At 40.9% G+C, this 25,625-nt stretch carries 27 protein-coding genes and 1 pseudogene; 20 read left to right on the top strand and 8 right to left on the bottom strand.

Annotated features, from left to right (window positions below):
- The first annotated feature begins 123 nt into the window (after positions 1–123).
- From cysZ to crr, 5 genes are all read left to right on the top strand, one after another.
- Complete coding sequence (gene cysZ / locus K358_RS0111560; protein WP_051241292.1) at positions 124–888, top strand: sulfate transporter CysZ; 765 nt, start codon at positions 124–126, stop codon at positions 886–888.
- Between the two features lie 252 nt (positions 889–1,140).
- The gene (gene cysK / locus K358_RS0111555) at positions 1,141–2,109 is read left to right on the top strand and encodes a cysteine synthase A (protein WP_027696972.1); all 969 of its coding nucleotides are present in this window, start codon (positions 1,141–1,143) and stop codon (positions 2,107–2,109) included.
- Between the two features lie 292 nt (positions 2,110–2,401).
- Entirely contained in the window at positions 2,402–2,659 is a 258-nt protein-coding gene (locus K358_RS0111550) for an HPr family phosphocarrier protein (RefSeq protein ID WP_027696971.1), read from the top strand.
- A 59-nt stretch (positions 2,660–2,718) separates the two neighbouring features.
- A complete protein-coding gene (gene ptsI, locus K358_RS0111545; protein ID WP_027696970.1) occupies positions 2,719–4,443 on the top strand; it encodes a phosphoenolpyruvate-protein phosphotransferase PtsI in 1,725 nt (574 codons plus the stop codon).
- 52 nt (positions 4,444–4,495) lie between these two features.
- Positions 4,496–5,005: a PTS glucose transporter subunit IIA gene (gene crr, locus K358_RS0111540; RefSeq protein WP_027696969.1), complete on the top strand. Its 510-nt coding sequence runs from the start codon at positions 4,496–4,498 to the stop codon at positions 5,003–5,005.
- Positions 5,006–5,105: 100 nt separating this feature from the next.
- Here the strand turns inward: crr and K358_RS0111535 are convergent, their stop codons facing one another.
- Both K358_RS0111535 and K358_RS0111530 read right to left on the bottom strand, forming a co-directional pair.
- Entirely contained in the window at positions 5,106–6,008 is a 903-nt protein-coding gene (locus tag K358_RS0111535; RefSeq protein WP_027696968.1) for a Dyp-type peroxidase, read from the bottom strand.
- Between the two features lie 63 nt (positions 6,009–6,071).
- The gene (locus tag K358_RS0111530) at positions 6,072–6,542 is read right to left on the bottom strand and encodes a DUF2919 domain-containing protein (RefSeq protein ID WP_244875251.1); all 471 of its coding nucleotides are present in this window, start codon (positions 6,540–6,542) and stop codon (positions 6,072–6,074) included.
- Positions 6,543–6,723: 181 nt separating this feature from the next.
- On the opposite strand from K358_RS0111530, the gene K358_RS0111525 reads away from it, so the two are divergent.
- Positions 6,724–7,065 (top strand): DUF2956 domain-containing protein, encoded by a 342-nt coding sequence (locus tag K358_RS0111525; RefSeq protein ID WP_027696966.1) that lies wholly within the window; start codon positions 6,724–6,726, stop codon positions 7,063–7,065.
- 8 nt (positions 7,066–7,073) lie between these two features.
- On the opposite strand, the gene K358_RS0111520 is transcribed toward K358_RS0111525, so the two are convergent.
- Positions 7,074–7,361, bottom strand: coding sequence for a helix-turn-helix domain-containing protein (locus K358_RS0111520; RefSeq protein ID WP_027696965.1), 288 nt, complete (start codon positions 7,359–7,361; stop codon positions 7,074–7,076).
- A 210-nt stretch (positions 7,362–7,571) separates the two neighbouring features.
- Here K358_RS0111520 and K358_RS0111515 point away from each other — a divergent pair, with 210 nt between their 5' ends.
- Genes K358_RS0111515 through K358_RS0111500 form a run of 4 tightly spaced genes read left to right on the top strand, consistent with a single transcriptional unit; the run spans position 7,572 to position 10,061 of the window.
- A complete protein-coding gene (locus K358_RS0111515) occupies positions 7,572–7,916 on the top strand; it encodes an ArsC family reductase (RefSeq protein ID WP_027696964.1) in 345 nt (114 codons plus the stop codon).
- Between the two features lie 13 nt (positions 7,917–7,929).
- The gene (gene dapE, locus K358_RS0111510) at positions 7,930–9,069 is read left to right on the top strand and encodes a succinyl-diaminopimelate desuccinylase (protein WP_027696963.1); all 1,140 of its coding nucleotides are present in this window, start codon (positions 7,930–7,932) and stop codon (positions 9,067–9,069) included.
- Positions 9,070–9,120: 51 nt separating this feature from the next.
- Entirely contained in the window at positions 9,121–9,807 is a 687-nt protein-coding gene (locus tag K358_RS0111505; RefSeq protein WP_027696962.1) for a M15 family metallopeptidase, read from the top strand.
- A gap of 26 nt (positions 9,808–9,833) precedes the next feature.
- On the top strand, positions 9,834–10,061 hold the full coding sequence (locus tag K358_RS0111500; RefSeq protein WP_027696961.1) for a hypothetical protein: 228 nt from the start codon (positions 9,834–9,836) through the stop codon (positions 10,059–10,061).
- 98 nt (positions 10,062–10,159) lie between these two features.
- On the opposite strand, the gene bamC is transcribed toward K358_RS0111500, so the two are convergent.
- Positions 10,160–11,188, bottom strand: coding sequence for an outer membrane protein assembly factor BamC (gene bamC / locus K358_RS0111495; RefSeq protein WP_027696960.1), 1,029 nt, complete (start codon positions 11,186–11,188; stop codon positions 10,160–10,162).
- 48 nt (positions 11,189–11,236) lie between these two features.
- Positions 11,237–12,115: a 4-hydroxy-tetrahydrodipicolinate synthase gene (dapA, locus tag K358_RS0111490; protein WP_027696959.1), complete on the bottom strand. Its 879-nt coding sequence runs from the start codon at positions 12,113–12,115 to the stop codon at positions 11,237–11,239.
- A 183-nt stretch (positions 12,116–12,298) separates the two neighbouring features.
- On the opposite strand from dapA, the gene K358_RS0111485 reads away from it, so the two are divergent.
- From K358_RS0111485 to K358_RS0111450, 8 genes and pseudogenes are all read left to right on the top strand, one after another.
- On the top strand, positions 12,299–12,847 hold the full coding sequence (locus K358_RS0111485; RefSeq protein WP_027696958.1) for a glycine cleavage system transcriptional repressor: 549 nt from the start codon (positions 12,299–12,301) through the stop codon (positions 12,845–12,847).
- A gap of 48 nt (positions 12,848–12,895) precedes the next feature.
- Positions 12,896–13,228: pseudogene (gene bcp / locus K358_RS18415) on the top strand (thioredoxin-dependent thiol peroxidase); the annotation flags it as partial.
- Between the two features lie 91 nt (positions 13,229–13,319).
- On the top strand, positions 13,320–14,723 hold the full coding sequence (locus K358_RS0111475) for a tyrosine-type recombinase/integrase (RefSeq protein WP_027696957.1): 1,404 nt from the start codon (positions 13,320–13,322) through the stop codon (positions 14,721–14,723).
- Positions 14,723–17,050 carry a hypothetical protein gene (locus K358_RS0111470; protein WP_027696956.1) on the top strand — a complete coding sequence of 776 codons (2,328 nt, stop codon included), beginning with the start codon at positions 14,723–14,725 and terminating at the stop codon, positions 17,048–17,050. Before K358_RS0111475 ends, K358_RS0111470 begins: the two co-directional genes overlap by 1 nt.
- A gap of 14 nt (positions 17,051–17,064) precedes the next feature.
- Positions 17,065–19,260: a site-specific integrase gene (locus K358_RS0111465; RefSeq protein WP_027696955.1), complete on the top strand. Its 2,196-nt coding sequence runs from the start codon at positions 17,065–17,067 to the stop codon at positions 19,258–19,260.
- Positions 19,260–19,763: a hypothetical protein gene (locus tag K358_RS0111460; RefSeq protein WP_027696954.1), complete on the top strand. Its 504-nt coding sequence runs from the start codon at positions 19,260–19,262 to the stop codon at positions 19,761–19,763. The genes K358_RS0111465 and K358_RS0111460 overlap by 1 nt, the downstream gene beginning before the upstream one ends.
- Before the next feature lie 166 nt (positions 19,764–19,929).
- Entirely contained in the window at positions 19,930–20,394 is a 465-nt protein-coding gene (bcp, locus tag K358_RS0111455) for a thioredoxin-dependent thiol peroxidase (protein WP_027696953.1), read from the top strand.
- A 39-nt stretch (positions 20,395–20,433) separates the two neighbouring features.
- The gene (locus tag K358_RS0111450; RefSeq protein WP_027696952.1) at positions 20,434–21,090 is read left to right on the top strand and encodes a recombinase family protein; all 657 of its coding nucleotides are present in this window, start codon (positions 20,434–20,436) and stop codon (positions 21,088–21,090) included.
- 55 nt (positions 21,091–21,145) lie between these two features.
- On the opposite strand, the gene K358_RS19345 is transcribed toward K358_RS0111450, so the two are convergent.
- From K358_RS19345 to K358_RS18410, 3 genes are all read right to left on the bottom strand, one after another.
- Positions 21,146–21,313 (bottom strand): hypothetical protein, encoded by a 168-nt coding sequence (locus tag K358_RS19345; protein ID WP_169716292.1) that lies wholly within the window; start codon positions 21,311–21,313, stop codon positions 21,146–21,148.
- Positions 21,314–21,590: 277 nt separating this feature from the next.
- Entirely contained in the window at positions 21,591–22,979 is a 1,389-nt protein-coding gene (locus K358_RS0111440; RefSeq protein ID WP_027696951.1) for a DEAD/DEAH box helicase, read from the bottom strand.
- Positions 22,973–23,491, bottom strand: coding sequence for a hypothetical protein (locus tag K358_RS18410; RefSeq protein WP_051241320.1), 519 nt, complete (start codon positions 23,489–23,491; stop codon positions 22,973–22,975). The genes K358_RS0111440 and K358_RS18410 overlap by 7 nt, the downstream gene beginning before the upstream one ends.
- Positions 23,492–23,605: 114 nt before the next feature.
- Here K358_RS18410 and K358_RS0111430 point away from each other — a divergent pair, with 114 nt between their 5' ends.
- Positions 23,606–23,929 carry a helix-turn-helix domain-containing protein gene (locus tag K358_RS0111430; RefSeq protein WP_027696950.1) on the top strand — a complete coding sequence of 108 codons (324 nt, stop codon included), beginning with the start codon at positions 23,606–23,608 and terminating at the stop codon, positions 23,927–23,929.
- Positions 23,930–24,409: 480 nt separating this feature from the next.
- Positions 24,410–25,300 carry a hypothetical protein gene (locus tag K358_RS0111425; RefSeq protein ID WP_027696949.1) on the top strand — a complete coding sequence of 297 codons (891 nt, stop codon included), beginning with the start codon at positions 24,410–24,412 and terminating at the stop codon, positions 25,298–25,300.
- Positions 25,301–25,625 lie beyond the last annotated feature (325 nt).

Here is a 25,625-nt window from a genome sequence, read left to right as displayed (position 1 = left end):
ACCAAAAAAATTATCCCCAAGTCACCTTAAGATGTGAGATTCAGCAAGAATAAAACAAGCTTTTCTTATTTCTCTATAACAGTAGAATAAACACTACGCTTGTACCTTATTTATGGAGTGTTCATGTCACCTTCCCCTAACTTGAGAGTAGACCAACCACCGAAAACCGGATTTGGTTATTTTGTCTATGGTGCTCAATTATGTTTCAAGCCGGGCATTCGACGCTTTGTCATTTTACCCTTGCTGACCAACATCATTTTATTCGGTGGTTCGCTATTCTATCTATATAGTAACTTGAGTGAATGGTTAGATAATTGGTTAGGTACACTGCCGGACATGCTGTCTTGGTTGTCTTATTTATTACTACCATTATTAGGCATTACCATCATTGCAACATTCAGTTACTTTTTTAGTACCGTTGCCAATTGGATTGCAGCCCCCTTTAATGGCCTGCTGGCTGAAAAGTTAGAAATCCAATTAACGGGTCAAGGTCCTACAGATCAAAACCTGTTCTCATTGATTAAAGACACCCCACGAATCTTGCATAGAGAATGGGTAAAACTTAAGTACTACCTACCGAAAGCGCTTGGTCTCTTTATTCTGTTGCTTATCCCTGCACTCGGCCAGACTCTAGGCCCTATTCTATGGTTTGCTTTCTCTGCTTGGATGATGGCAATACAGTATTGTGATTACCCATTTGATAACCACAAAGTCACTTTTCCTAAAATGAAAAATGACCTTAAAGGTGACAAATGGAATGCTTATAGCTTTGGAGGATTGGTCGCTTTATGCACCATGGTTCCGATTGTAAACCTATTTGTTATGCCGATTGCAGTCTGTGGAGCAACGGCTATGTGGGTAGATAGATACAAATCACTCAATCATTAACTTATATGCCTACATCAAGTTAATTGACCATACAAGCGCTTTAATCGAATAGGATTAAGGCGTTTTTTTTAATATCTGCACAAATTTAAATCAGACATTTACCCATATCATATAACCATTTATTCCTTTCACCTTATTTGCTGTAGATTTATGCTTTCAATCATGCACATTAAATACCAATCAAATAATTAGTGCGATTGGTATAAGATGCTTATTAATTCACACCCTACCGTGTAATGAAGGAACATCAAAATGACAAAGATTTACGAAGATAACTCTCAAACTATTGGCAACACTCCTCTTGTTCGCTTAAATCGCGTAAGTAAGGGCAACGTTTTGGCTAAGATTGAAGCTCGTAACCCAAGTTTCAGCGTAAAGTGCCGTATCGGCTCTAACATGGTATGGGAAGCAGAAAAAGCTGGTTTATTAAAGCCAGGCGTTGAACTAGTCGAGCCAACCAGTGGTAACACCGGTATCGCACTTGCATATGTAGCGGCGGCTCGTGGTTATAAATTAACGCTAACCATGCCTGAATCAATGAGCCTTGAACGCCGTAAGCTATTAAAAGCGCTAGGTGCTAACCTAGAACTTACCGAAGCGGCAAAAGGTATGAAAGGTGCTATTGCAAAAGCGGAAGAAATTGTAGCAAGCGATCCAAGCAAGTACTTACTACTTCAACAATTTAACAACCCAGCTAACCCAGCGATTCACGAGCAAACTACTGGCCCAGAGATTTGGGATGCAACCGATGGCAACATTGACGTGTTTGTATCCGGTGTGGGTACGGGTGGTACTTTAACCGGTACAAGTCGTTACTTAAAAAATACCAAAGGTAAAGCAGTCACAACTGTCGCGGTAGAGCCAGCGGAATCGCCAGTGATCGCTCAAGCGCTTGCAGGAGACGAAATTCAACCAGCGCCGCATAAAATTCAAGGTATTGGTGCTGGTTTTATCCCTGGTAACCTAGATTTAGAGCTAATTGACAAAGTTATCTCAGTGACTTCTGATGAAGCTATTACGATGGCTCGTCGCCTAATGGAAGAAGAAGGAATCCTTGCCGGGATTTCATCTGGCGCAGCGGTTGTTGCTGCAAATAAGATCGCTGAACTACCTGAATTTGAAGGAAAAACTATTGTTACGGTACTGCCAAGTTCTGGTGAGCGCTACCTAAGTACGGCTCTGTTTGCAGGTATCTTTACCGACAAAGAGAACGAACAATAAAACGGGTCCAAATCAATTTTTCTATGAAAAAAGCTCCTTTATGGGGCTTTTTTGTTGATCCCTACCACTCCTTTAGTGATAATCAGGATGTTTTATTTTTAGCTTCGAAATAAAGAAGCCTGTTAATTAACCAACTAAGATTAGTTAACAGAAAATAAATAAATGATGAGTGATGACTGAAAGCAATCGAGTAGAGCCACTTATTTTCTTCGCTAGCGAAGCGATAGATAAGAAGGTAAGCTAAACTACTTTTCAGTTTCCAACAAAAAGCAAATTAATCGGGGTAACACACATGTATCAGAAGCAAGTAGAAATCACTGCAGAAAACGGCCTTCACACTCGTCCTGCGGCTCAATTCGTTAAAGAAGCTAAAGCATTCGATGCTGATATTACAGTGACTTCTAATGGCAAAAGCGCAAGTGCTAAGAGCCTTTTCAAACTGCAAACTCTTGGCCTAGTAAAAGGCACTGTAGTAACTATCTCTGCAGAAGGCCCTCAAGCTGAAGCGGCTGTTGATCACCTAGTTGCTCTAATGGACCAACTACACTAATCACATCTGTGATTCACGGTATTTTTACTTTTTATATTTGAACAAATTAAGGTAAGGCTATGATTTCTGGAATTCTAGCATCTCCTGGTATTGCTTTCGGTAAAGCACTACTTCTTCAAGAAGATGAAATTGTCCTAAATAAAACACCTATTTCGGACGATCAAGTTGAAGCAGAAGTAAAATGCTTCTTTGATGCTCGTAATAAATCTTCTGAGCAATTAGAAGGCATTAAACAAAAAGCACTTGAAACCTTCGGTGAAGAAAAAGAAGCCATCTTCGAAGGTCATATCATGCTGCTTGAAGATGAAGAGCTAGAAGAAGAAATTTTAGCCCTCATCAAAAAAGACAAAATGTCTGCAGGCCTTGCAATCCACACTGTGATTGAAGAACAAGCAACAGCCCTTGAGTCTCTTGATGATGACTACCTTAAAGAACGTGCTACCGATATCCGCGATATCGGTACACGTTTTGTTAAAAATGCACTAGGCATTAACATCGTATCTTTAAGCGCTATCAACGAAGAAGTGATTCTTGTTGCTAACGACTTAACACCATCGGAAACTGCACAAATCAACCTAGAATTCGTTTTAGGCTTTGCTTGTGATATCGGTGGTCGTACCTCTCACACTTCTATCATGGCTCGTTCGCTTGAACTTCCTGCGATTGTGGGTACCAACGACATTACAAAACAAGTATCAAACGGTGATACTCTGATTTTGGATGCGATTAACAACAAAATTATCGTCAACCCTTCTGATGCAGAGCTAGAAGAAGCGAAATCAATTCGTGATAACTTCCTAGCTGAAAAAGAAGAATTAGCGAAATTAAAAGATCTACCTGCTGTCACTCTAGATGACCACCATGTAGAAGTTTGCGGTAATATCGGTACAGTGAAAGACTGCGATGGTATCTTGCGTAACGGTGGTGAAGGTGTAGGTCTATACCGTACTGAATTCCTATTTATGGACCGTGATGCCCTTCCAACTGAAGAAGAGCAATATAAAGCTTATAAAGACGTTGCTGAAGCAATGGGCGATCAAGCTGTGATTATCCGTACTATGGATATCGGTGGTGATAAAGATCTTCCATACATGGACTTACCAGAAGAAATGAACCCGTTCTTAGGCTGGCGTGCAGTACGTATCAGCTTAGACCGTCGTGACATCTTAAAAGACCAATTACGTGGTATTTTACGTGCATCAGCACACGGTAAGCTTCGCATCATGTTCCCAATGATCATCTCTGTTGAAGAGATCCGTGAACTTAAAGCGGCACTTGAAGAATACAAAGCTGAACTTCGTAACGAAGGCCTAGCATTTGACGAAGACATCGAAATCGGTGTAATGGTTGAAACACCAGCTGCTGCTGCAATTGCTCACCACCTTGCAAAAGAAGTTTCATTCTTTAGTATTGGCACAAACGACTTAACTCAATATACTCTTGCAGTTGACCGTGGTAATGAGTTAATTTCTCACTTATACAACCCGCTATCTCCAGCTGTACTGACTGTGATCAAGCAAGTAATTGATGCATCACACAAAGAAGGCAAATGGACTGGTATGTGTGGTGAGTTAGCCGGTGATGAACGCGCTACCCTACTTCTATTAGGTATGGGCTTAGACGAGTTCAGCATGAGTGGTATTTCTATCCCTCGCGTTAAGAAAATCATCCGTAACTCAAACTTCGCAGAAGTAAAAGCGATGGCTGAAGAAGCTCTTGCTCTACCTACTGCGGCAGAAATCGAAGCTTGCGTTGATAAATTTATCGCAGAAAAATCGAATTAAGAATATAATCTTTTAACTAAAGATTAAAAAGTTAACTGCTTAGGAGCACGACATGGGTCTGTTTGACAAACTTAAGAAGCTAGTATCTGACGACACAGCTGATGCGGGCGCGATTGAAATTATCGCACCTCTTTCTGGTGAAATCGTAAACATCGAAGATGTGCCTGATGTGGTTTTCGCTGAGAAAATTGTTGGTGATGGTATTGCTATCAAACCAAATGGCGACAAAATGGTTGCACCAGTAAACGGTACAATCGGTAAAATCTTCGAAACTAACCACGCTTTCTCTATCGAGTCTGACGATGGCATCGAACTATTCGTTCACTTTGGTATCGACACAGTTGAGCTAAAAGGTGAAGGTTTCACACGTATCGCTGAAGAAGGTCAAACTGTGAAAGCAGGCGACACTATCATCGAATTTGATCTTGCATACCTACAAGAGAATGCAAAATCTACGCTGACTCCTGTTGTTATCTCTAACATGGACGAAATCAAAGAGTTGAACAAACTTTCTGGTAACGTTGTTGTTGGTGAAACACCAGTTATCCGTATCACTAAGTAATTTTCTTAGTGATATAAAAAACGCTGCTCAAGAGCAGCGTTTTTTTATATCTGAAATAAACCAGCGACTGAAAACTCTCCAATCGCTGATATAACTTATATTAGTTTAAGGCCAACTCCTCCAACATTTCTTTTGATGGCGCAAAGAAGTAAGCTCCCGTCACAGCTTGAGTAAAACGCAATAAGTGATCGGTTTTACCATCTGCCTCACCAAACATGCTATTCAGTAATACTTTGAAATTATGTAGACGATTGCAGTACGCGATAAACAGTAAGCCATGCTCTCCTGAGACCGAGCCATAAGGCAAACTATGGCGAACCATTTTCAGTCCTTTACCTTCTTCTTTAATATCAACACGGCCAACGTGAGATTGTGCAGGTACATCATCTAATTCAACTGAGTCAGGCTTAGTTCGACCAATCACTTTTTCTTGAGCCGCTACATTTAAGCGATTCCAAGCAGGTAGGTTATGAATATAACGCTGTAGCATCACATAACTACCACCCGCAAACTCACCTTCCGGGATTACTGCAACCTGACGACGCTCATCCCCTTCTGGGTTTTCCGTACCATCAATAAAATCCGTCATATCACGGCTATCTAAGAAGCGGTACCCATAGGTTTCATCAACAATTTCAACATCATCACAAATCTCTATCATCAGCTTGCGTAATAGGTAGAAATGCAAATCGTGTCGGTTAGAGTGACAATGCAAAAGAACGTCTGTTTCAGTTGCAGGGGCAACTGTTTCACCAGTTCCTAGCTCAACAAACGGTTCTAACTCTTGAGGCATAGTCTGATTGGTTTTTTGCCAAAAAGAATGAGTAAAAGCCAAAGTGATATAAAGATTAGCATCCGGTTGCTGATCATTGAGTAATGATACGAGATCAGGCAACGCTTTCAGTTGCTCAAGTACATGAGAATGGTTGCTATTAATCTTGAGTAAACACTGCAAAGAGAATGGATTGGCTTCTGGAATAATGGCCGATTGTGGTAGCGACATGAATACTTCCTTATGCTATTTTTATTGTGGTTATTATACCCTAATGAGCTTATAAATTCGTTATTACACTAAATTCGGTATTGTGAAAGTGTCTTTCACTCTCTGAGAATGCGACAAATAAATCAATAACCATACTAGGCCTAATAAGGTCAATGCATCACTCCAGTTGAACAGCCATTGAGTGATAGATAAATGATAAAGCGTGATCACAAACTGCGCTGAGACCACTGCAATGGTGTAACTGCGACCAAAACTCAATATCTTATTAAGCCAAATCCGTTCCGGTGTACGTAGTGATATGGCCCATGCCAAAACCACAACAGGCAAACCGACCGCAAGCCCCAGGTATAAACTATCAGGTACTGGGTAGACAATTGATAACAACTTAGCACTCATGGTTCGACTGGCACTGGCCACGATAAAGACAATCCAAGCTTTAGCAAGAAAGACCCAACTTAACCATAGCCATAGGCTCGGCTTCAAAAAGCCATTTCTATCATACTCATCGACACTGTAAGTGATCGCATACTGCACTGGTATTTTCTTCCTTACCATTTTGATATTTAAAGGCTGTTGATTTATGCAGAGGGCTGTTAACCTCTATACCCAAAGTAATTGGATTACAGTGAGGCGACAAGTGAATGAACGCCGTCAACAAAGCTGCAGCTTCAAGTACGAAGGGTATACTACTTTAACAAATAATGAATAGATAAAAATGAAACCAAACAAAAAAAGCATTTCGCCAGAAACTCAGCAAGAAGCATTCTCCGTAGCTAAATCAACTCAAAAGCCGGGGCAAACCAAAGAACAAACCAAACTGATTGCGCAAGGTATAGAAAAAGGCATCACGTTGTATAAAAAACAACACAAAGAAAAGTTAAGAGAAGCAGACAAATTACGTAAAAAGCAGTCAAGAAATAGCCATCAACCTCAGACGGAATCAAACGTAGAATCACCAGTTAGCGATACCAAACCATCTAACCAGCCAATGTTACCATGGGCATTATTGGTTCTCAGTTGGGTTGGGTTTGCCACTTATTTATTGTTGCAACAATAGCAGTAATATTATTTCACTAATCCAAGAAACTGGGCAATATCCGCTTGCCAAAGCTTAAGTACCCTTACATCGAAAGGTCCCCAGTTATTCACCGTATAATACCCATCATTATGACGACGACCATCCTGTACAAAGGATAAATGAATACCAATTGCAGGTAAGGCCTTCAGAACATCTTGAATGGTTCTTCTAGGCCAGCCTGTTAATTCCATTAATTTAGGTACATTTGGGCGTTCCAAATCTTTAATCAGCAAGGCGATATAAAGGCGTCTTGCAAATACCGGGCTAAGCTCCACAGTGATATCCTCAAAAAATGACCGACTCGATCAATTAAAATAATTGGGCCTATTATCACCGTAAATGCACAAAGCCATTTTGCGTAGGATCAATCAGATGCTATGCAAATTATTCGATGCATATTTGTACGTCATGGAAACAAGTGCATTAACACGCTGAATTGTGTACGATTCGTTAAATAAAGATTAAGCGAATAAGGATAATAAAAAATGATTACCATGTATGGCATCCCAAACTGTGACACGATAAAAAAAGCCAAGAGATGGTTAGAAGCCGAAGGCATCGAATATCATTTTCATGACTACCGAAAATCAGGAATTGATGCTGAATTAATTACCCTATTTTTCCAAAAGTTTGGTTGGGAGAGCGTGGTCAATAAACGCGGTACTACCTACCGCCAGTTATCCGACGAACAAAAAAACACCTTAAATCAAGATAGTGCTATCTCGTTACTAATCGAAAACCCAGCGATGATTAAACGCCCTATCTTATTAACTGAATCAACAGCCATTATCGGATTTAAAGCTGCTGATTATGAAGCTCAATTAAAGTAAGGAAATCACAAGGATGTCAGACAGTCCCGTACTTGCTCTTGCGCAAGATTTGTTACAGCGCCAATCGGTTACTCCAGAAGATGCCGGTTGCCAAGATTTAATGATTGAACGCTTAAAAGCACTTGGATTTGAAATTGAAGTCATGGTATTTGAAGATACCACCAACTTTTGGGCTCGCCGCGGCTCTAGCGCACCACTATTTGCTTTTGCAGGACACACCGATGTAGTTCCTTCCGGCCCATTAGAACAATGGCATACTCCACCGTTTGAACCGACGATTATTGATGGCTATTTACATGCTCGTGGCGCTGCGGATATGAAAGGCTCACTCGCTTGTATGGTCGTTGCTGTAGAACGTTTTATTGCCGAGCATCCTGATCATAAAGGCTCAATTGCTTTTTTGATTACCTCCGATGAAGAAGGCCCATTCATTAACGGTACTACCCGTGTAGTTGATACCTTAATGGCACGTGATGAAGTTATCGACATGTGTATTGTGGGTGAGCCATCAAGCACTAATCAAGTAGGCGATGTCATCAAAAATGGCCGCCGCGGCTCGATTACGGGTGACCTAACTGTAAAAGGCACTCAAGGGCACGTTGCTTATCCTCACCTTGCGAATAACCCTGTTCATCAAGCACTACCAGCATTGGCGGAATTAGCCGCGACCACTTGGGACAATGGCAACGACTATTTCCCGCCGACCAGCTTTCAAATTCCGAATTTATCATCCGGTACTGGCGCTTCAAATGTTATCCCGGGCGAATTTCATGTCCAATTCAACTTCCGCTTTAGCACTGAACTCACCGATGTTGAGATTAAACGTCGCGTCCATTCAGTACTCGATGCTCATGGCTTAGACTATGAGCTAAAATGGACTCTCAGCGGTCATCCTTTCTTAACCGATCAAGGTCCATTAATTAATGCGGTAGTAGAGGCAGTAAAAGCGGTAAATCATCAACCAGCACAGTTACTTACCACAGGTGGCACTTCCGATGGACGATTCATTGCACAAATGGGTAGTCAGGTAGTCGAGCTTGGGCCAGTGAATGCCACCATTCATAAAGTGAACGAATGCGTGAAAATTTCTGACTTAGAGAAATTGACGGATATGTATCAAAAGACATTAGAAAACTGTCTAACAAAAAAGTAGGTCTTATAGGAAAATAGCCTCATAAGACACTTTCAATAGGAATAGCAGCACATGACCCAATATTCACTTGAGCAACTGACCGGATTATCTCAGACTCATCTCACTACTCTATTAGTAGGAGAAAAAGAGTTTTTGATTCATCGTGATGTTAAAGCACCACTGAGCGAATTAATTCGTGATGCTCAGGTGAATGGGTTTGAATTTTCTATCGCCAGCAGCTTTCGTGATTATCACCGACAAGCCATGATCTGGAATGCAAAATTCAGTGGTGAAAGACCAATATTGGATAGTGACAGCCAACCTCTCGATAGTTCAACGTTAAGCGACCTAGAAAAAATTCACGCTATCATGCGTTGGTCAGCTTTACCAGGTGCCAGCCGCCATCACTGGGGTTGTGAGTTAGATGTTTATGCACGCAATCTGTTACCTCAAGACACTCAACTACAATTAGAGCCTTGGGAATACCACACTGGCCATCAGGCAGAATTTAATCTCTGGCTAACGGAAGCTATGCCTAAGTTTGGTTTCTATCGCCCCTACCAACATGACCTCGGTGGTGTTGCAATAGAGCCTTGGCATATTAGCCATATTGATACCGGACGAGATATGCTAGAGCAACTATCCATAGATAAACTGCTACAGACCTGGAACAAGCATCCCTTTTTTGGGGTTGAATCAATATCTCAGTATGCTGAAAGCTTATATAATCGTTATATAAGTAATATTAGTGTGGCGTGAATATTAAGCGTAACTAAGAAGGACCTATGGATTTAGACTTACTATTCAACCCTTGGGTAATTAGTATTATCATCATTGTATTTGTGATCGGTAATTTAGCGTCAATGAAGTATTTGGGGCAATCACATTTAGTGCGTAAAAACCCAAGAGCAAAATCAGATCTAGACAAACTAATCGATATCTATAAAGAAAAAGATCAGCAAGACAAAGCAGGTCAGAAAAGGAAGGCGGATTCAGATGATACCAAGCAGTAATTAATACGATTGGTATTATATACCCAAGCATAAATATAAAAAACACCGCCCAATTTCGGCGGTGTTTTTTATTGCTTAAGTGTCATGCAGTTTAACAACTAAGATTTATCGCTGGTATCAAACATTGCTTGAAGTACCGGAATCAAAGTTTGTAGATCTTCTTGTGCAATAGGTTTGCCATCGGCATCAGTCACATTAATAGAAGTACGATTGTCTAAGTCACCAACTAATAAGCCGTATTTCTTATCGCTTAATGACAACGGTTTAACACCTAGGCTCTGCCATACTTCTTCATCTGGATCTTTATAATCCGTATCAATCGTGCCTTGCGAGCGATTTTTATCGGTAATGTTAAAGCCAATTTGCGGCAGAACCGTTTCAAGCTTGCTCCACACTAAATCGTAAGGTGCACGAGCAATGATCACTGGTAAACCACTTCTATCTTTACCCATCGTCACCGGTACTTTATTAATCAACTCTAGTGCTCGAATTCTCGCTTCTTCCGTCACTTGTTTATCGTATTGAGTGGTAATGTAGTTCACCATTACGCTCGAATAACGGTCTTCAATTTCAGGCGTTAACTCAATCGTGTCATTGTCTTCTTTCCACTCAACGAGTGTCACATGGAAACCATAACGGCCCGCAGTTGCTAAACGATCGACTTTATAACGACCCGCAATTGGGTACGACTCATCTTCTGCGCTTAAATTAACCCAATCTGTTTCTAATGAGGTTGGAGTATCAGTTCGAAGCCCGATACCTTTTTCATCCACCATACGGTGAAGCATATCCCAGACTTTATTGAGCTCTTCTTGGCTAATTAACCAAACCGTCACTTCACTGTCTTGCTTTTCAACACGAGCGCCCGGGATTAACTCTAAAACCTGTTGCGGGGCACGAATATCAACGTCAGGGCCGAGTTTCCCTTTGTACTCACCTTGAGGAATATTGTATTGAGGATAAAACTGAGGCTGAGCATCAGGAAGGGTTACCCACTCTTGATCCAAAGACGTTTCTAAATACTCAAAATCATCTTTCGCTTGTCGACGCTGTTCCGGATCCCCAGCACACGCTGACAATACCAATACCGCTAGTGAGCTAATCACTAACTGGTGAGAGAATTTCATTTCTATACAACTCCTGAAAATAGGCTTAAGCGAGCTTGAAACCCATTTTTATTGAATACCAGCATCTTTAAGCGCTTGAGCCACAATCGCTTGGCCAGATTCCGTTAACTCGGTTAATGGTAAACGCAAGAAACCTTCAGAGATCAAACCAAGCTTATGAGCAGCCCATTTCACTGGAATAGGACTAGATTCAATAAATAAATTTTTATGTAATGGCATCAGCTTCTGATTGATTTCATCAGCCGCATCAAGTTGCCCTTCCGCTGCTAATTTAAACATTTGCGCCATTTCTGCAGCGGCGATGTTATTAGTCACTGAAATCACACCATTACCACCGCGCTTAACAAAATCTAAGCCAGTCGCATCATCGCCACTTAGTAAGACGAATTCATCACCACAAAGTTCACGGAATTTATCTACTCGAGACAAATCACCTGTAGCATCTTTAATTCCGACAATATTATCGACCTGAGATAAACGGCCAACAGTTTCAGGTAATAAATCCACTGCAGTACGACCCGGTACATTATAAAGAATCACTGGTACTTCACTGACTTCAGCAATCGCTTTGTAATGTTGGTATAAACCTTCTTGAGTCGGCTTATTGTAGTACGGCGTGACACTCAAACAGCCTGCAACACCTGAGTCATTGAGCAAACGGCTAAACGTCACCGCTTCATGAGTCGCATTAGCACCAGTACCTGCAATAATAGGAATTCGTCCAGCCGCAAACTCCACCGTCTTATTCACGACTTTAACATGTTCTTCAACGGTTAAAGTGGCAGATTCACCTGTGGTTCCAACCGCAACAATGCCGCTTGAACCTGATTTAATATGATATTCCACTAGATTTTTAAGGCTATCATAATCGACTTCATCGAGATGATTAAAAGGCGTAACTAGTGCAACTATGCTTCCTGAGAACATGCTTCTCTCCTTATAAAATTCTTTTAGCATGTTACTTTAACACGCTAAACAAAGACAAGAGGTCACTCTACCTTTATCAACATTTACAACGAAATAATGACATTGGTTTCATTTCTTTATATAAAGCTCTCGTTTTTATCTATGATAAGATAATCCCATTAAGTCAATTTGGACGCTGAGATTATGATTCACCACTTAGTCATTACCGCTGTCGGTTCCGACAGGCCTGGAATTTGCAACCGCCTAACCCAAGTCGTGACGCATTCCGGCGGAAACATTGTCGACAGTCGTATCGCTTTATTCGGCAAAGAATTCACCTTAATTATGTTAATCTCAGGTGAAACCAATGCCATTACTCGCATCGAAACCTTATTGCCATCAATGAGCGCAGAGCACGACCTCATGGTGGTAATGAAACGTACGGCTCCTCACCAAGCGCCACAATATACTTACAAAGTTGAATGCACCATTGAATCGGACGACCGAGTAGGCTTAACCGAAGCATTTACTCAATTTTTTTCCAACCATCAGATCAATATTTCTGAATTAAGCGCTCAAACTCAAAAAGCCGCAACATCTCAACAAGCTGGGCAGGTTGATCAGTTCCATATATTCATTTCAGGCTTAACCGAGCTTGATATGAATACTCAGCAACTAAAACAAGCATTTGAGCGATTATGTCAGACACTTTCTGTCAGTGGTAATATGCAAATACAAGCAAAAATGGACTAATCATTTAGTAAATTCGAAAAAGAAACATCGCAAATAAAAGGAAGATTCATGCAAACATTAACCGCAGGCACTCCCGCACCTAATTTCGCTTTACTTGATCAAGACGGCAACACCGTTTCTTTAGGTGACTTTAAAGGTAAAAAAGTTTTATTTTATTTTTATCCAAAAGCAATGACGCCTGGCTGTACGGTTCAAGCCCAAGGCCTTCGCGATATTCACCAAGAATTAGTCGATAAAAATGTGGTCGTACTCGGCGTCAGTATTGACCCAGTAAAACGCTTAGGTAAGTTTATCGAGCGAGATAACTTGAACTTCACTCTACTCTCTGATGAAGATCATGCTGTCGCTGAACAATTTGGCGTGTGGGGCGAGAAGAAGTTTACCCTTAGAAAAAAAGAATGACAGAAAACCTTGATATATTTTTATGACAAATCTACCTTTGATATGTGGGTAGCATATCGAGGATTGTTTTGTGATAGAAACGTACAAAGAAAAATGTTCTGATGTTTATGATGACTACCGACTTCTTTCGGTCGAAGTCGATACATTAGCAAAGCTAAGAATCGCTACAAATACCAATACTGAATCAGGGGAAGTGACGCACTCTCCCTACCTCTCTCCTTCCAACCTAAAGTCACGCATAAAGAAAACCGATATCATCATTGCCCCTGACGGTAGAGTAGTTTATCCACAGTCTCTTTATCTAGTATCTAAATTACGTGGTGAAGCGGCTGTAAAAGACACAAGTTCAATCACAAAAGGTTTGCTAGCTTTCACTCGTTATTTGGATTCGACTCACCACTCTCAAGTTGATGAAGATGGTCATGAGATACCATGTGAATATCTAACGTATAAAAGCCTATCGAAGTACGAAGAAGAGGGCGCTCCTTGGCGATTTGCTGAGTTCCTGCTTGCGAACTGCAATGATATTGAAGGCTCTAATGGCAGCGAGGCTTTTAGTTTATCTACCGCTCGCACCTATATGGGCGTGGTAATTGGATTCTATAAGTGGATGCAAAAAAACGGCTACATCAAAAATAACAATGAAAATATCGTTACGCACTACTCCACAAAAACAGTGCATCAGAAGTTAAACCAACACGATATGCTAGCTCACACAAAATCTGGCTCTCAGCGTACTTATGAAACTTCCAATATTCTGAGGATGTTCCCTAAAAAACAAAATACTCCTGCTCACAAAAAGCTCAAGCCCATGCATCCTGAGCACAAAGCTTTATTTAATGAACATATAACGTCACTCCCAAAGACGACAAAACTCATCTTTCAGCTATGTGCAGAAGCAGGACTTAGAATAGATGAAGCTATTCACTTCCCCGCTCACGACATCGGAAACGCTAACTACAGTGATTTAGATGCTATACCAGTCAAAATTACTCACACTAAAGGCAGTAAAGAACGTACCGTAGAAATCCCTATAGAACTGTACGAAGAGCTAGAGATACACAAAGAAAGTCACACGCAACGTAAAAACCTAAACAAGCGTAATGAGCTTATTCAGGCAGGCAACGAAATGGATACCGTTGCGTACCTATTTCTCTCCAACAAAGGTGCGCCTTACTCCGCCAATACTTTAGAAACGCACTTTTCAAACCTTAGAAAGCAGATTCGGGAAGTGGACTCTTCTTGGTATTACCGAATTCATGATTTACGTTCCACCTTTGCTACTCACTGGCTTTGGGAAGAGTCAAAAGAGCGTAATGTTAGCTATGACTACCTTATGGGTGACTTAGCGGAATTGATGGGACACGCCAGCACATCGACCACCGAAAAGTACATTCAATACATGAATAAGCTAGACGACCAAACCAACACGGCCAAAGCCAAAAACCGCAAAATAAACGGAGGTTGGTCGTAATGGCGAAAAGCAAAATCGCAAAACAGTCCACAGCCGTCAAGCATGTGCGAAACAATCAAAATGTTGCTCCTTTGAATTTTGAGATTCCTTATAAACAATCTCATAAAAACCAAGTACAGCAGTTCGATGTTTCTCACCTATTGCATTTAGGGGGGAGCAAAGAAAATGAAAAGATAAGCAGTCGAGCCGTATTTATCAGGTCTTTTTGCAAAAAAGCTAATCAATATGTCAGCAATGGCAATTCAGCACTCACCGTCACAGTAAACTACGAGAACTTACACGCTTACCTTGCTTTTTGTGATGCAATAAATGTTAACCCATTCACGGAAAACGGCTATTTGAAGCTTGCTGGCAACGATGGCGAGTTAAGGCATCGTATCAAGATGTTTACCCCTTCAAAACGCCTATGGGAATACAATCATGGTGATGAGTTAGGGATTAAAGAATCTACCGCTTCAGGAATGCTTTCATCTCTTCGTATTGCCCTTGAATGGTGCGGCTTGCCTATTTCCGATTGGGCGAGAAACCACCGAGGGTTTACTGGAGAAAAAGCGCCGTTTAAGGGGTACTCAGATGAAGAAGAAAAGCTTCTGGTTACACGATTAGAGACATTATTTTTCACTCTAGCGCCACAGTTCATTGCGGCTAAAGAAAGCAATACCCCTTTACCAGAAACACTGCCTCTTATCATTAGACTTGGTTTGCATGAGGAAACAGTTCACATCCCGACATCGTTGGAATCTCGACGAGGAGGTCGAAGCAAAAGTGGCACCACGGTTAATGCTGGCTCTGCCTTTAACCTTACGATGAGCGCTGCTTATCATTTAATGTGCTTTTTCACATCACTGAACGACAGCAACATTCGAAACATTGCCCACCCAATTCATGTTCATGCAGAAGAGCGAGATAAGAGCCTGCAAGTAGTCAAAGTCTCAAGCTATAAGCCTCGCGCCAACAATGAAGTCGATGCTCTGCTAGTGGGTGAGCTCTTTGACGTCAATAAGCGCGATGGCGTGAAGTTTATAACGTTATTAGAGCGCCTGTCCAAACTCTACGGCAGTGATGAAGACGGTTCTGCGTTACTTTTTACTCTCAATAATCACTCCAAGGTCAATGATTCGTTTAGTTTGCAAGAGCTAACTAAAAAGCTCGTTAACCAACTGCACCTGTTATCGCCTTATCGGGCTGGTAGCCTGCCTTGGTTTAAAGCGTTGTTTTACGCCTATCGAAACCAACAGTACATCACATTAAAGAAGATCGTGAATCACTTAGGTCGCAATGTAGTTCATAAGGAAGTGCAGGCAACTAGCAAAAGTAAGGCAGTGGAGGGGGCGAGCAACAGTGCCTACTGCATTTTATCTTGTTACACAGATTTACCGCTCAAAGGAATTTTACTTCCACTCACCTACTCAGAAAAAGATAGTGATGGCAACGTTACCGTTTCTTTTTACTATAGAAATGGCGAACATGAATGCTTCAAAGTCCCTGCTTCTGATTTAGCGTTAATTAAAGCGATTGAGCAATGTGCGATAGAAAAAGCAGACAAACAGCCTAAGAAATACGAACGGCTGCTTTTAGCAAAAACTTCCCAAAATGTTCCTTCAGATTGGGAAGGCATCAGCCCTATTTCAGCAAACCTAATAAGCAGGTGGTCTGTTGAAACCAACCATTACTATTTATCCCTTCAATCAAGTCGCTGGCGAGAAATGAGCAGCAACCAAGCTTATGCCGAAGGAGGAATTCAAACCGTTCAAAGCTTGCTGCAAAACAAGCAAGAAACAATAGAGAGAAGTTACATCAACGGGCTTCCATCCCTCAATAAAGTCATTCTCTCTCAGGGTATAGAGGTCATCGAAAATCTCTTTAACAATAACTTAGAGCAAGCAAAAAACGCTGTGGCTAAAAGGCGTGGTATTCCTATGCTGACATGCGAGGAAGGTGAGAAAAAGCGTAAAACTAACCCCAATGGAATCGCTTGCAATGGAAAGCAAGTCATTATCGATGGTAAGAATACACAACGTGAAACGAACTATGCGCTAGACGTAGATTTGCCTTGCGCCGAGTTTGATATGTGTCACAAGTGCCAATCTGCCAAAGCGGTAGATGAGGTTGACGCTATTTATAAGCTTATTTCATACATCGATGTTTTAAAGGAGGGGCTTGATATGTTCCCCGATTCGAAAGGAGAGGCTCTAGAAAAAATCGAGCAGTTTGAGTTTACTCTCGATGGGGCAAGTGACGATGTATTCGATGGAGCCATGAACAAATTTAATACCCAAGGTCGTCACCCACGAGTGTCCATCGACCATGCGATTCTATCCCTATAGTTACGGAGGCTCACATGATAAAACTCTTTGACCTAGAGCACAAAAAAAAGCTTATTAAAGCACAACAAAACGTTGGCGCTCATGCCAATTACTTAATAGATGTATTAAAGCCAGCGATTGAGCACGGCGATTGGGAAGAACTCGAAGCCCTTGAGATAGGCTTTACAGTAACAGGTGAATCGCTAGGTAAAATTGGTGATGATGAGGCTTGGAGAAACCTGCGGCCTTATATTGATCCGCAAGCAAAGAAAACCCAAGCACTAGATTTTACGAACGATGGTAGAGTGATTGAGCGCAATCTAAAAAATGAGATTAAAGCTCTCCTTCTTAAAATGATGTGGCTTTCACCTTATGACCATTCCTTTGGCGCTCTTTATCTAGCGTTAAACCACCTAAAAAAAATCATCAACCCGCTTTTAAATGAGGGGCTTAACTCGCTGTCTGCGCTGAACTTTGACCGTATCGAAACTTGGGCACTAACAGGCTTTACCGATATCGACTTTGAAAGAGAAGGAATTTACAACGGGTTAAATCGCCTTTATGTGGAAGCCAAAGGTTTGCCATTTGAGGTTAACCTAAATAAAAAACTTAACGCCTCAGATTTTGGTTTAAAGCTTAAAGAGGCTAAACAATATACCGTCGTTCCACAAAGGCTCTACTATCTAGGGCTTCAAAAGTCAGAAGATATGATTAATAAAGCTCACGCTTTTCGTTATGAACTAGGGCAATTAACAGATTACATTACCACCTATTTTGAAAAAGCCTATGTAGGTTATGCTAAGTATCTGGTCAGTGGTGAAGCTAGAAAAAAAAACGGTGGTATCACATGGTACTTAACCAAGACGAATCAAGATCCAAAAAAGCGCACCATTGCTTTTAAACATGCCTTCACCGCCCTGCATTCTCCAAATGAAGATGACATATTGACGCTTCTTCACCACCATAAACCAGAGATTCTTTACCACAACATTGATAATTCCCACACCGAACGTGAGCTAACGATTGGTCACTGGACAATCACCAACCTAAGAGGGGCTCTTGCGCTTTTTAAGACGCTTAACGGTGGTTGCTTATGGGGATTAATGGCTCGAACAGGGATGAGAGGCGATGAAATGTATAACCTGAACACCGCTCAGGGCTGTACCGAAGACATAATCGAACGCCAAAATATATATGTTGTCCATGCCGACTTATCAAAAACCACCAAAGGCTCTCAATCAATACAAGATGAGTTTGTTACCACCGAGATTGGTATGAAAGCTTATGAAGTTCTTCAAGCGCTGCACACACCACTTAGAAAAAAGCATCCTAGCTCACAATCCTTCTTCCATAAAATAACAGAGGATTTTAGTGAAGCAGGCAAAGCGACAATAGGAAGGCACTCTCAAGCTTGGTTTAAAAATGCAATGAGTGAAGAGCTTACGCTAACCAATGAAGACCTAATTGACCTAAAAGTATCTGACCCCAATTTATCGTTTGAAGTGGGTAGCAATTACGAGTTTACGCCACACCAACTTCGCCGCTCTTTTGCTTACTACTTAATTGGTTACGAGCTTTGTAACTACCCGCAACTCAAACAGCAATTTAGTCATGTGTCTATCGCAATGACGCGACACTACGCTAAAAATGCCAGTAAATTTCAAAAAATCAGACAAAAGAAAAAGACACTAGCGAATGAAGTTGATGAAGAACGAATCAACCAAAAAGCCCGTGTCTACTTAAGCATATATGAGAAATTGGCAAACAAAGAAAGAGTTGCAGGCGGTAAAGGCAAAGAGTTTGCTAAAAGCATGACCAAAACCAACCGTAACTTATTCAGAGACAAAGTGGATAATGACATGCTTTCTCTTAATTATTGGAAAAAGCAAATTCGAAATCAAAACCGACACCTTCATGCGGTTGCGCCCGGGATATATTGTACTTCAACTACTTGTGGTTTGAGAACACTTGTTAACCTAATTGAATGCGTAGATTGCAAGAATGACTACATCGTGGATGCCGTATTTGCTGAAGCAAAGCGTAAAGAAGCTGAAATTCACATGCTTTACGATATTGAAAATAATGAACTCACCCCTCAAACAGCCTCTGAATCTTACATTAAAATTCAAGCGGCTGAACGTATTATGGGTGATTTAGGTATCGACTATGAGCCTGTTGTTTTTCCTAATGAAGTTAGAGAATTACTCATCCCATTCGGAGTTCTTTCATAATGTCACAGACCACCAAAAAGAAGCTAATCGAAGCATTAGAAAGACTGTTGAGCGGCGATGTAGCAAAGTTAACATCAAAAGAACTGCGTAATAAGGCGCGAAAAGGCAAGCTCAAAATCAACAACAGCAATGTTGAAAAAGAAGCAGGGCTTTCCGCTGGTGCACTCAGAAGGCATGGAGATGTCGTTCTGATGATAAAAAACAAATCACTGGAGGTGCAAGTTGCTCAAGATGAGGCTACAGACTCCCCTATTGAAGTGCTTCAAAAGGAAATAAAAGCGCTCAAAGGTGAGCGAACGCAAGCCAATAAGAAGAAAAAAGAATATTACGATGAGGCTCAAAGCCATAAAGAGGCCTTGGCCGCTCAAGCATCCATTCATGTAAAAGTAGTTCAAGAGCTTATGGATATGCTGCATGAGAGCCAGCGAGAAAAAGCGATGGATAAAATCGTCTCGACTCGTTTAGACAATGTGGTTGCACACCCATTTAGAAAACTAAAGTAGTGTTTAGCACTGCCACTCAACCTTGTCCTGTTTGGAGTAATCACTAGACAGGACACTGGATTTTCGATAAAAGTGTACACTCTAACGTAACAAGAATGCTCTAAAAGGGACGTGGTGAAAAACGCCACGCCAAATACCACTAGTTGAGAAAGTAAGGACAAAACCAATGGCAATCGAAGTCGGACAAACTGCACCAGATTTCACTCTGAATGACCAAGACAATAACCCAGTGACGCTCTCAGAGCTTCAAGGAAAGAAGGTGTTACTCTACTTCTATCCACGCGCTTCAACACCCGGCTGTACCGTTCAGGCTCAAGGTCTGCGTGATACTAAAGCTGAGCTAGATGCCCACAACGTTGTTGTGCTTGGTTTAAGCCCAGACACCCCGAAAAAACTGACCAACTTTATCAACAAGCAAGAGCTTAACTTCACTCTACTAGCTGATGAAGAACACGAAGTTTGTGAGAAGTACGGTGTTTGGCAGCTCAAGAAGTTCATGGGTCGTGAAAACATGGGCGTTGTAAGAACAAGCTTCCTGATTGATGAGTCTGGCAACCTTGAGCATGTATTCAACAAGTTCAAAACCAAAGATCACCATGAAGTTGTACTGGACTACCTAAACAGCAAATAACCGTTCATGTTCAATTAACTTGGCAACTTGGGGGCAGACATGATTGGCTACATTCGAGTATCAGACTCACAAAGAGCCGATGGCGAATCACAACGAGAAGCGATTAAGGCGTACGCCGCTATACGTGGAATACAAATATCGGATTGGATCGAAGAGCATGTGTCTGCCACCAAGACAGAGCTGCGTGAGCGAAAGTTATCTTCCCTCATCACCTCTCAACAAAGCATCATTGTATCGGATATAACTCGTCTGGGTCGCCACAAGGTTATGGAGTTAGTAGGTGCTATAGGCCAGATCGCCTCATATGGTGAGTTACATTTGGCATACAACGACACAATCATAAGTTCAGAAAACGTTGATAACGCTGAAATCATTTTTACCGTTATTGGACAGTCCTTTGCCAGCGCAGTAGAGGCTCAGAAACGCTCTGAGCGAGCTAAAGCGGGTCATGCCAAACGCAAGGCCAAAGGGCTATCATCTGGCCGCCAGAAGGGACAGAAGGTTAAATCCAAGCTTGATGAGCATACAGCGTTCATATTAAATATGCTTGATTCTGACAAGTCAAAGGCTGAGGTTCTAAGAAAGCTTAGTGACAAAGGGGTACAAGTGTCTCGAAGTCGTTTCTACTCTTGGCTGGAAGACCGTGGCCTGCATAACAAGAAGGCAGAGTTTCAGGCAGACATGTTCACTGAGTAACCGACTCAGTGCTGATTATCCCTTAATCATACTTGGCTAGCTCATTTATGCTCCGTTATGAGGTAGATGACTCATCTACGGAGCTTTTCTCTAACTGCTGCTCTAAGATGTTTTTTATTTTTGAAAGCTCTTCGTATCCTACGTCACCACAAAAACCTTTCATCTCTGTTTTTACTAGATGCAATAATGTCTGCACCTGCTCATCTGTTAGTTTCAGTTCCATTTTGACTCCTCGCTACACCAATGGCGTTGCGCATCATTTTATCAATTCTCGATTTCGGATAACAGCGAAATGCTTTAACCTAGCTCAGAGTTGTCCAGAGGTGTGGCTGAGCCGACCACGGCAAACAGACCTTTGCCCGCAAACATAATGGTAATACTTTACTCTAATGCGCTTACTACGAAATGAATACTGCCAAATCAGAGTATATAAATGTACCCAAAACTTAATATTAAGGGCTGAAATTATCACCATAATGTCATTGAATCCTAACTTTAGTCTAAAGCTGCACAAACGCCGAAATAACCCTCTGCTTAAAAGCCCCTAATCGTAGCTCATCGAATGTTTCTATCGCTTGAGAAGAGCTATTTTTTTGTTTGATCGAGCTATTCCAAAACAACTTAGGATCTTCTTTATCTCGATCATCTAAAATGTCACTTTTCTCTTTATGATCGCGCAGATCTAAGCGATCGTTTAGATCAGGTTCTATCTTGTCTTTCATCTTGGCAAACATGCATGATTCTGGGATGTCTTGCTCGATTCGTTCAGAAAATTCAATCAAACTTTGTTCTGCAAAGGTAAATAACCATGCTTGCTGGTTTAAAATGCCATTAACTCGAAGAATTCGCCCAAGAACCTGCCTAAAATACAGCTCTGTTTTGACAGAACTCATGTGACAACACACCTGAAGACGAGGAATATCAGTACCTTCACTAATCATTCCAACACTAACAATCCATTGAGCATCATTTTGACGATAGCGCTCTATTTCAGCGATAGGCTCTTCATGGCGATAAGTTACAATTGATACGGTTTGAGCATACTTTTGAGAAAGGATTTTTTGAATGGTTTTTGCATGCTCAACTGAAGATGCAACGACTAACCCTCCTGCCTTCGGAGATTGAGTTCGGACTTCCTTAAGCTTTCGGCATCCCAACCCTAGCAAATACTCCATCGCATCTCGGTTGTGTAACACACTTTGATACGAGGTTTTTGTTTCCTTAATCATTTCAAATATTGAAGAAAATGACTCTACTTTTTCATTGCTAGTCAGAGTTAAGTGCTCATTATCAACGAGTACGATTTTAGGTGTTCGGCACACATTATCAGCTATGGCTTCCTTTAATGTATATTGATAATCAACTTGAAGTTGTCCTTCAGGATTGGTGTACTCACCCATTACGATAGGTAAAGAATCAGAGCGCCAAGGTGTGCCAGATAATGCAAGAGTATAAGTGGCTAAGTCTTGAATTTTAGTGAGTACTTGTTGGCCCCATACGTTAGCATTTTCAATCTCAGAGCCTGAGCAATGATGTATTTCATCAAAGACAACAAATACCCGATGATTCTGTAACGCTTTCCAAAATTCATCATTAAGGAATTGGATTGATTGATAAGTTAATGATTGTCCAATCGATCCTAATCCACCATTGAATGTACAACCGAGAACCCGCGAAAAGGTTCTTTTTATTCCATCAGAAACGGTTAGCGACGGAGAGAAACACAACACAAGATCAATCATATCTGCTTCTAATAACCTTGAGGCCACTTCTGCGGCGAGTACTGTTTTTCCTGCCGCAGGCGTAGCTTGGCAAAAGAAATGCGGTTGATTTCCCTTGTATTTGTTCAATGCATTTTCAGCGCATCCTGCTTGCCATTTTCTTAGCACGAAGATCTCCCTTTAGAAAGTACCTTGATAACATGGGTAAGTACGTTCAACTTACCTAACAATGAAGTAGAGCGATCTTTTAACTCTTTCTGAAATGGTGCCAACTCCTTCTCTAAATCAGGGAATCGAGAAATAATCGAACGGCACTCATCAATTTCATTTAGTGTAACTTCAAGCTCTCCCGCATATTCATTACGTTCCATCACCAAGACCGAATAATCTGAAGCTGTGTTTTTTTGTTCTATATCGGACTCTTTATTTGTACCGTTTAACTGAGATTGCAGTTTAAACTTTTCACTTTGAAAGTACCTTTTATCTCGTCCAGATCCTTCACTAACAAGCCACTGCTTTTTTTCAAAGTGTAGGATCTGCCGATAAACTTTCTTTCGTGCCTCAATTGGATCGATCTCTTCTTCTATAAGGGAAAGAAAAGCATCTCGTATTTCAATGACAGAAAATCCATCCATTCCCTTTTCAATCAGCAATTTATGCATTAATGCACTGACTTTTATCGGCCGTTTCATTTATTCACTCACACTAATAAAAACTAAGGATTGCTTAGTATACAGAATTAGACAAAACTAAGAAAATCTTAGTTAATGTAGGCTTAGAGAAATGAATCATAAGTGTCGTTCAATAACCCCATCCCAATACGGCTTAAACAAGCACGTAAAAATGCAAATCTCTCCCAAAAGGCTTTGGGGGTTCATATAGGTATGGATGAAAGTTCAGCAAGTCCTAGAATGAATCAATATGAGAAAGGCAAACACACACCAGACATCAACACTCTGAAATTACTCGCGAATGAATTAGGTGTACCACTTAATTACTTTTTTTGTGAGGATGAAGCGACGGCTAAGTTGGCTTGCCTCATTGCGGACATGAGTGAAAGTGAAAGAGAGGCATTAATTCTCACATTGGAAGATTCAACTCTGGATTCTGAAGCATAGTTGTACCCAATTTTTGCTAAAACATGTCGTGTTGGCAGCATCGCTTAAGGACAAAAGCGACTTAGAACCTTAACTCATTTATGCCCCAAAACGAGTTAACTCGTTGTCTGAGGTGCAGTCAAATGCTGACTTTCTCACCTACAAATTTTCATCCATTTCACTCAAATGTTGTCCTTCTTTGAAATACCTAAAATCTGTACGGGTATACAGTCATATTGAAATCATGGCGATTTTCATCTCAACTTCGTGCGCATTTTCACATTCCATTACAAATAAATACCTTTAAAATCATGTAATTATCTAACCTATAGGTTAGATAATAGGTTTGGGAAACGCGCATGCGCGTTTTTCCAGATGGTGAATTTAGTCAAATGCTGATAAGTTCATTACATACAAATAGTTAGCTGTGCGCGTTTTCACAGGTCCAACGAGGTAAACGCGCATGCGCACGAATAAGCTGTTATGCGATAGGAGATCAATTTGATTCAAGAATTATTGATTAAAAAGCTCATAAACAAAGCGAAGTCTGGGAGAGAGTATAAAAACTGGTCTCGCCGACCAAATGACAAACCTTATGCTTTGATTCTAACCAAAAAAAACGAGCTAGAATTTTTTATTGAAGCTATTGATAGTGAAAATAATTTCTATCTTGGAGAAAAATCAAAGCAAGGGGAATTTTCTCATTCTCTCGATGAAAAAGACAAACTAACTATTTGTGAAGCTTCGAAGTTAGATCTGGAAATTGTTCATTTTTACAATAAAGGCGGCATTACATTTTTTGGATGTTTTGATTTCTTAGTAAACAAAGTTACTCGATTTAAATATATAAGACGTTGGTTTGATGACCGGAAAAAAGAAAAGGATAGAATCAAGTTCGAAAGTACGAAAATGATTTTGAAAGATAGGATGGAGATATTGGAATATTTAGTAGAACGATATTGCAGTAATAACTCTCCTATGACACTTGAGAAAATTATGTCTTCAACAGTTAATGCGAGATGGGTTTATCATCCAGATAGTACTAGCCTTAAGAAACGGTTGGCGCTTATGCTAGAATCATTGGTATCAACAGGTGATTTGGAAAAAGTTAATAATCAATATCAGGTTTTACCTAAAGCAGTTGCGACAATTGGTGATTATAGAGAAAATGGTTTGAAACACCGGCAACTAATTGTAATTCAAAAAGGAATGCTCTTTTTAACAGTGACTCTTGCCTTTTTGACTGCTATTCAATCAAAAATAATTGAGTTGGAAACGATAATTAATCTGAAAGGTATGCCAATATTATCAATTTTGGCGTTACTATTTTTTATACTCTTGATGTGGTGGGTGAACAAATCGCATAACAAACAATTCAAGAGGGATTCGTAACGCGTGGCATTTTTGGCATGCGTTGGTTTTAGTGATTAAGGTGGTATGCAGGGGCTTTGGTGTTGCGTTACTCACCCCTTAATTGGGCGTTAACCCATAGAAATTTTTATCCGAAACTGACGAATTAGATTTAAAGCTCTAACTCGGAATTGTCCAGAACCTTGCTGAAGGGGGGGCGTAACTCGAAATTGCCCCTTTTCAAGTTAGAACCAAAGCTATCCTCCAAGCCGTATTGTGACTTTTGACTTACTAGAACTTATCCAAACGGACATGCGCTTAGTTCGCACCGTGACAAATAGCCTTTGCTGTTTCATATCACTTTCCT

Origin of the sequence: Vibrio litoralis DSM 17657, assembly GCF_000426765.1 — a bacterium.
Lineage (GTDB): Bacteria > Pseudomonadota > Gammaproteobacteria > Enterobacterales > Vibrionaceae > Vibrio > Vibrio litoralis.
The sequence above is the reverse complement of the archived record's forward strand: the minus strand, read 5'-3'. Positions and strand labels throughout refer to the sequence as shown.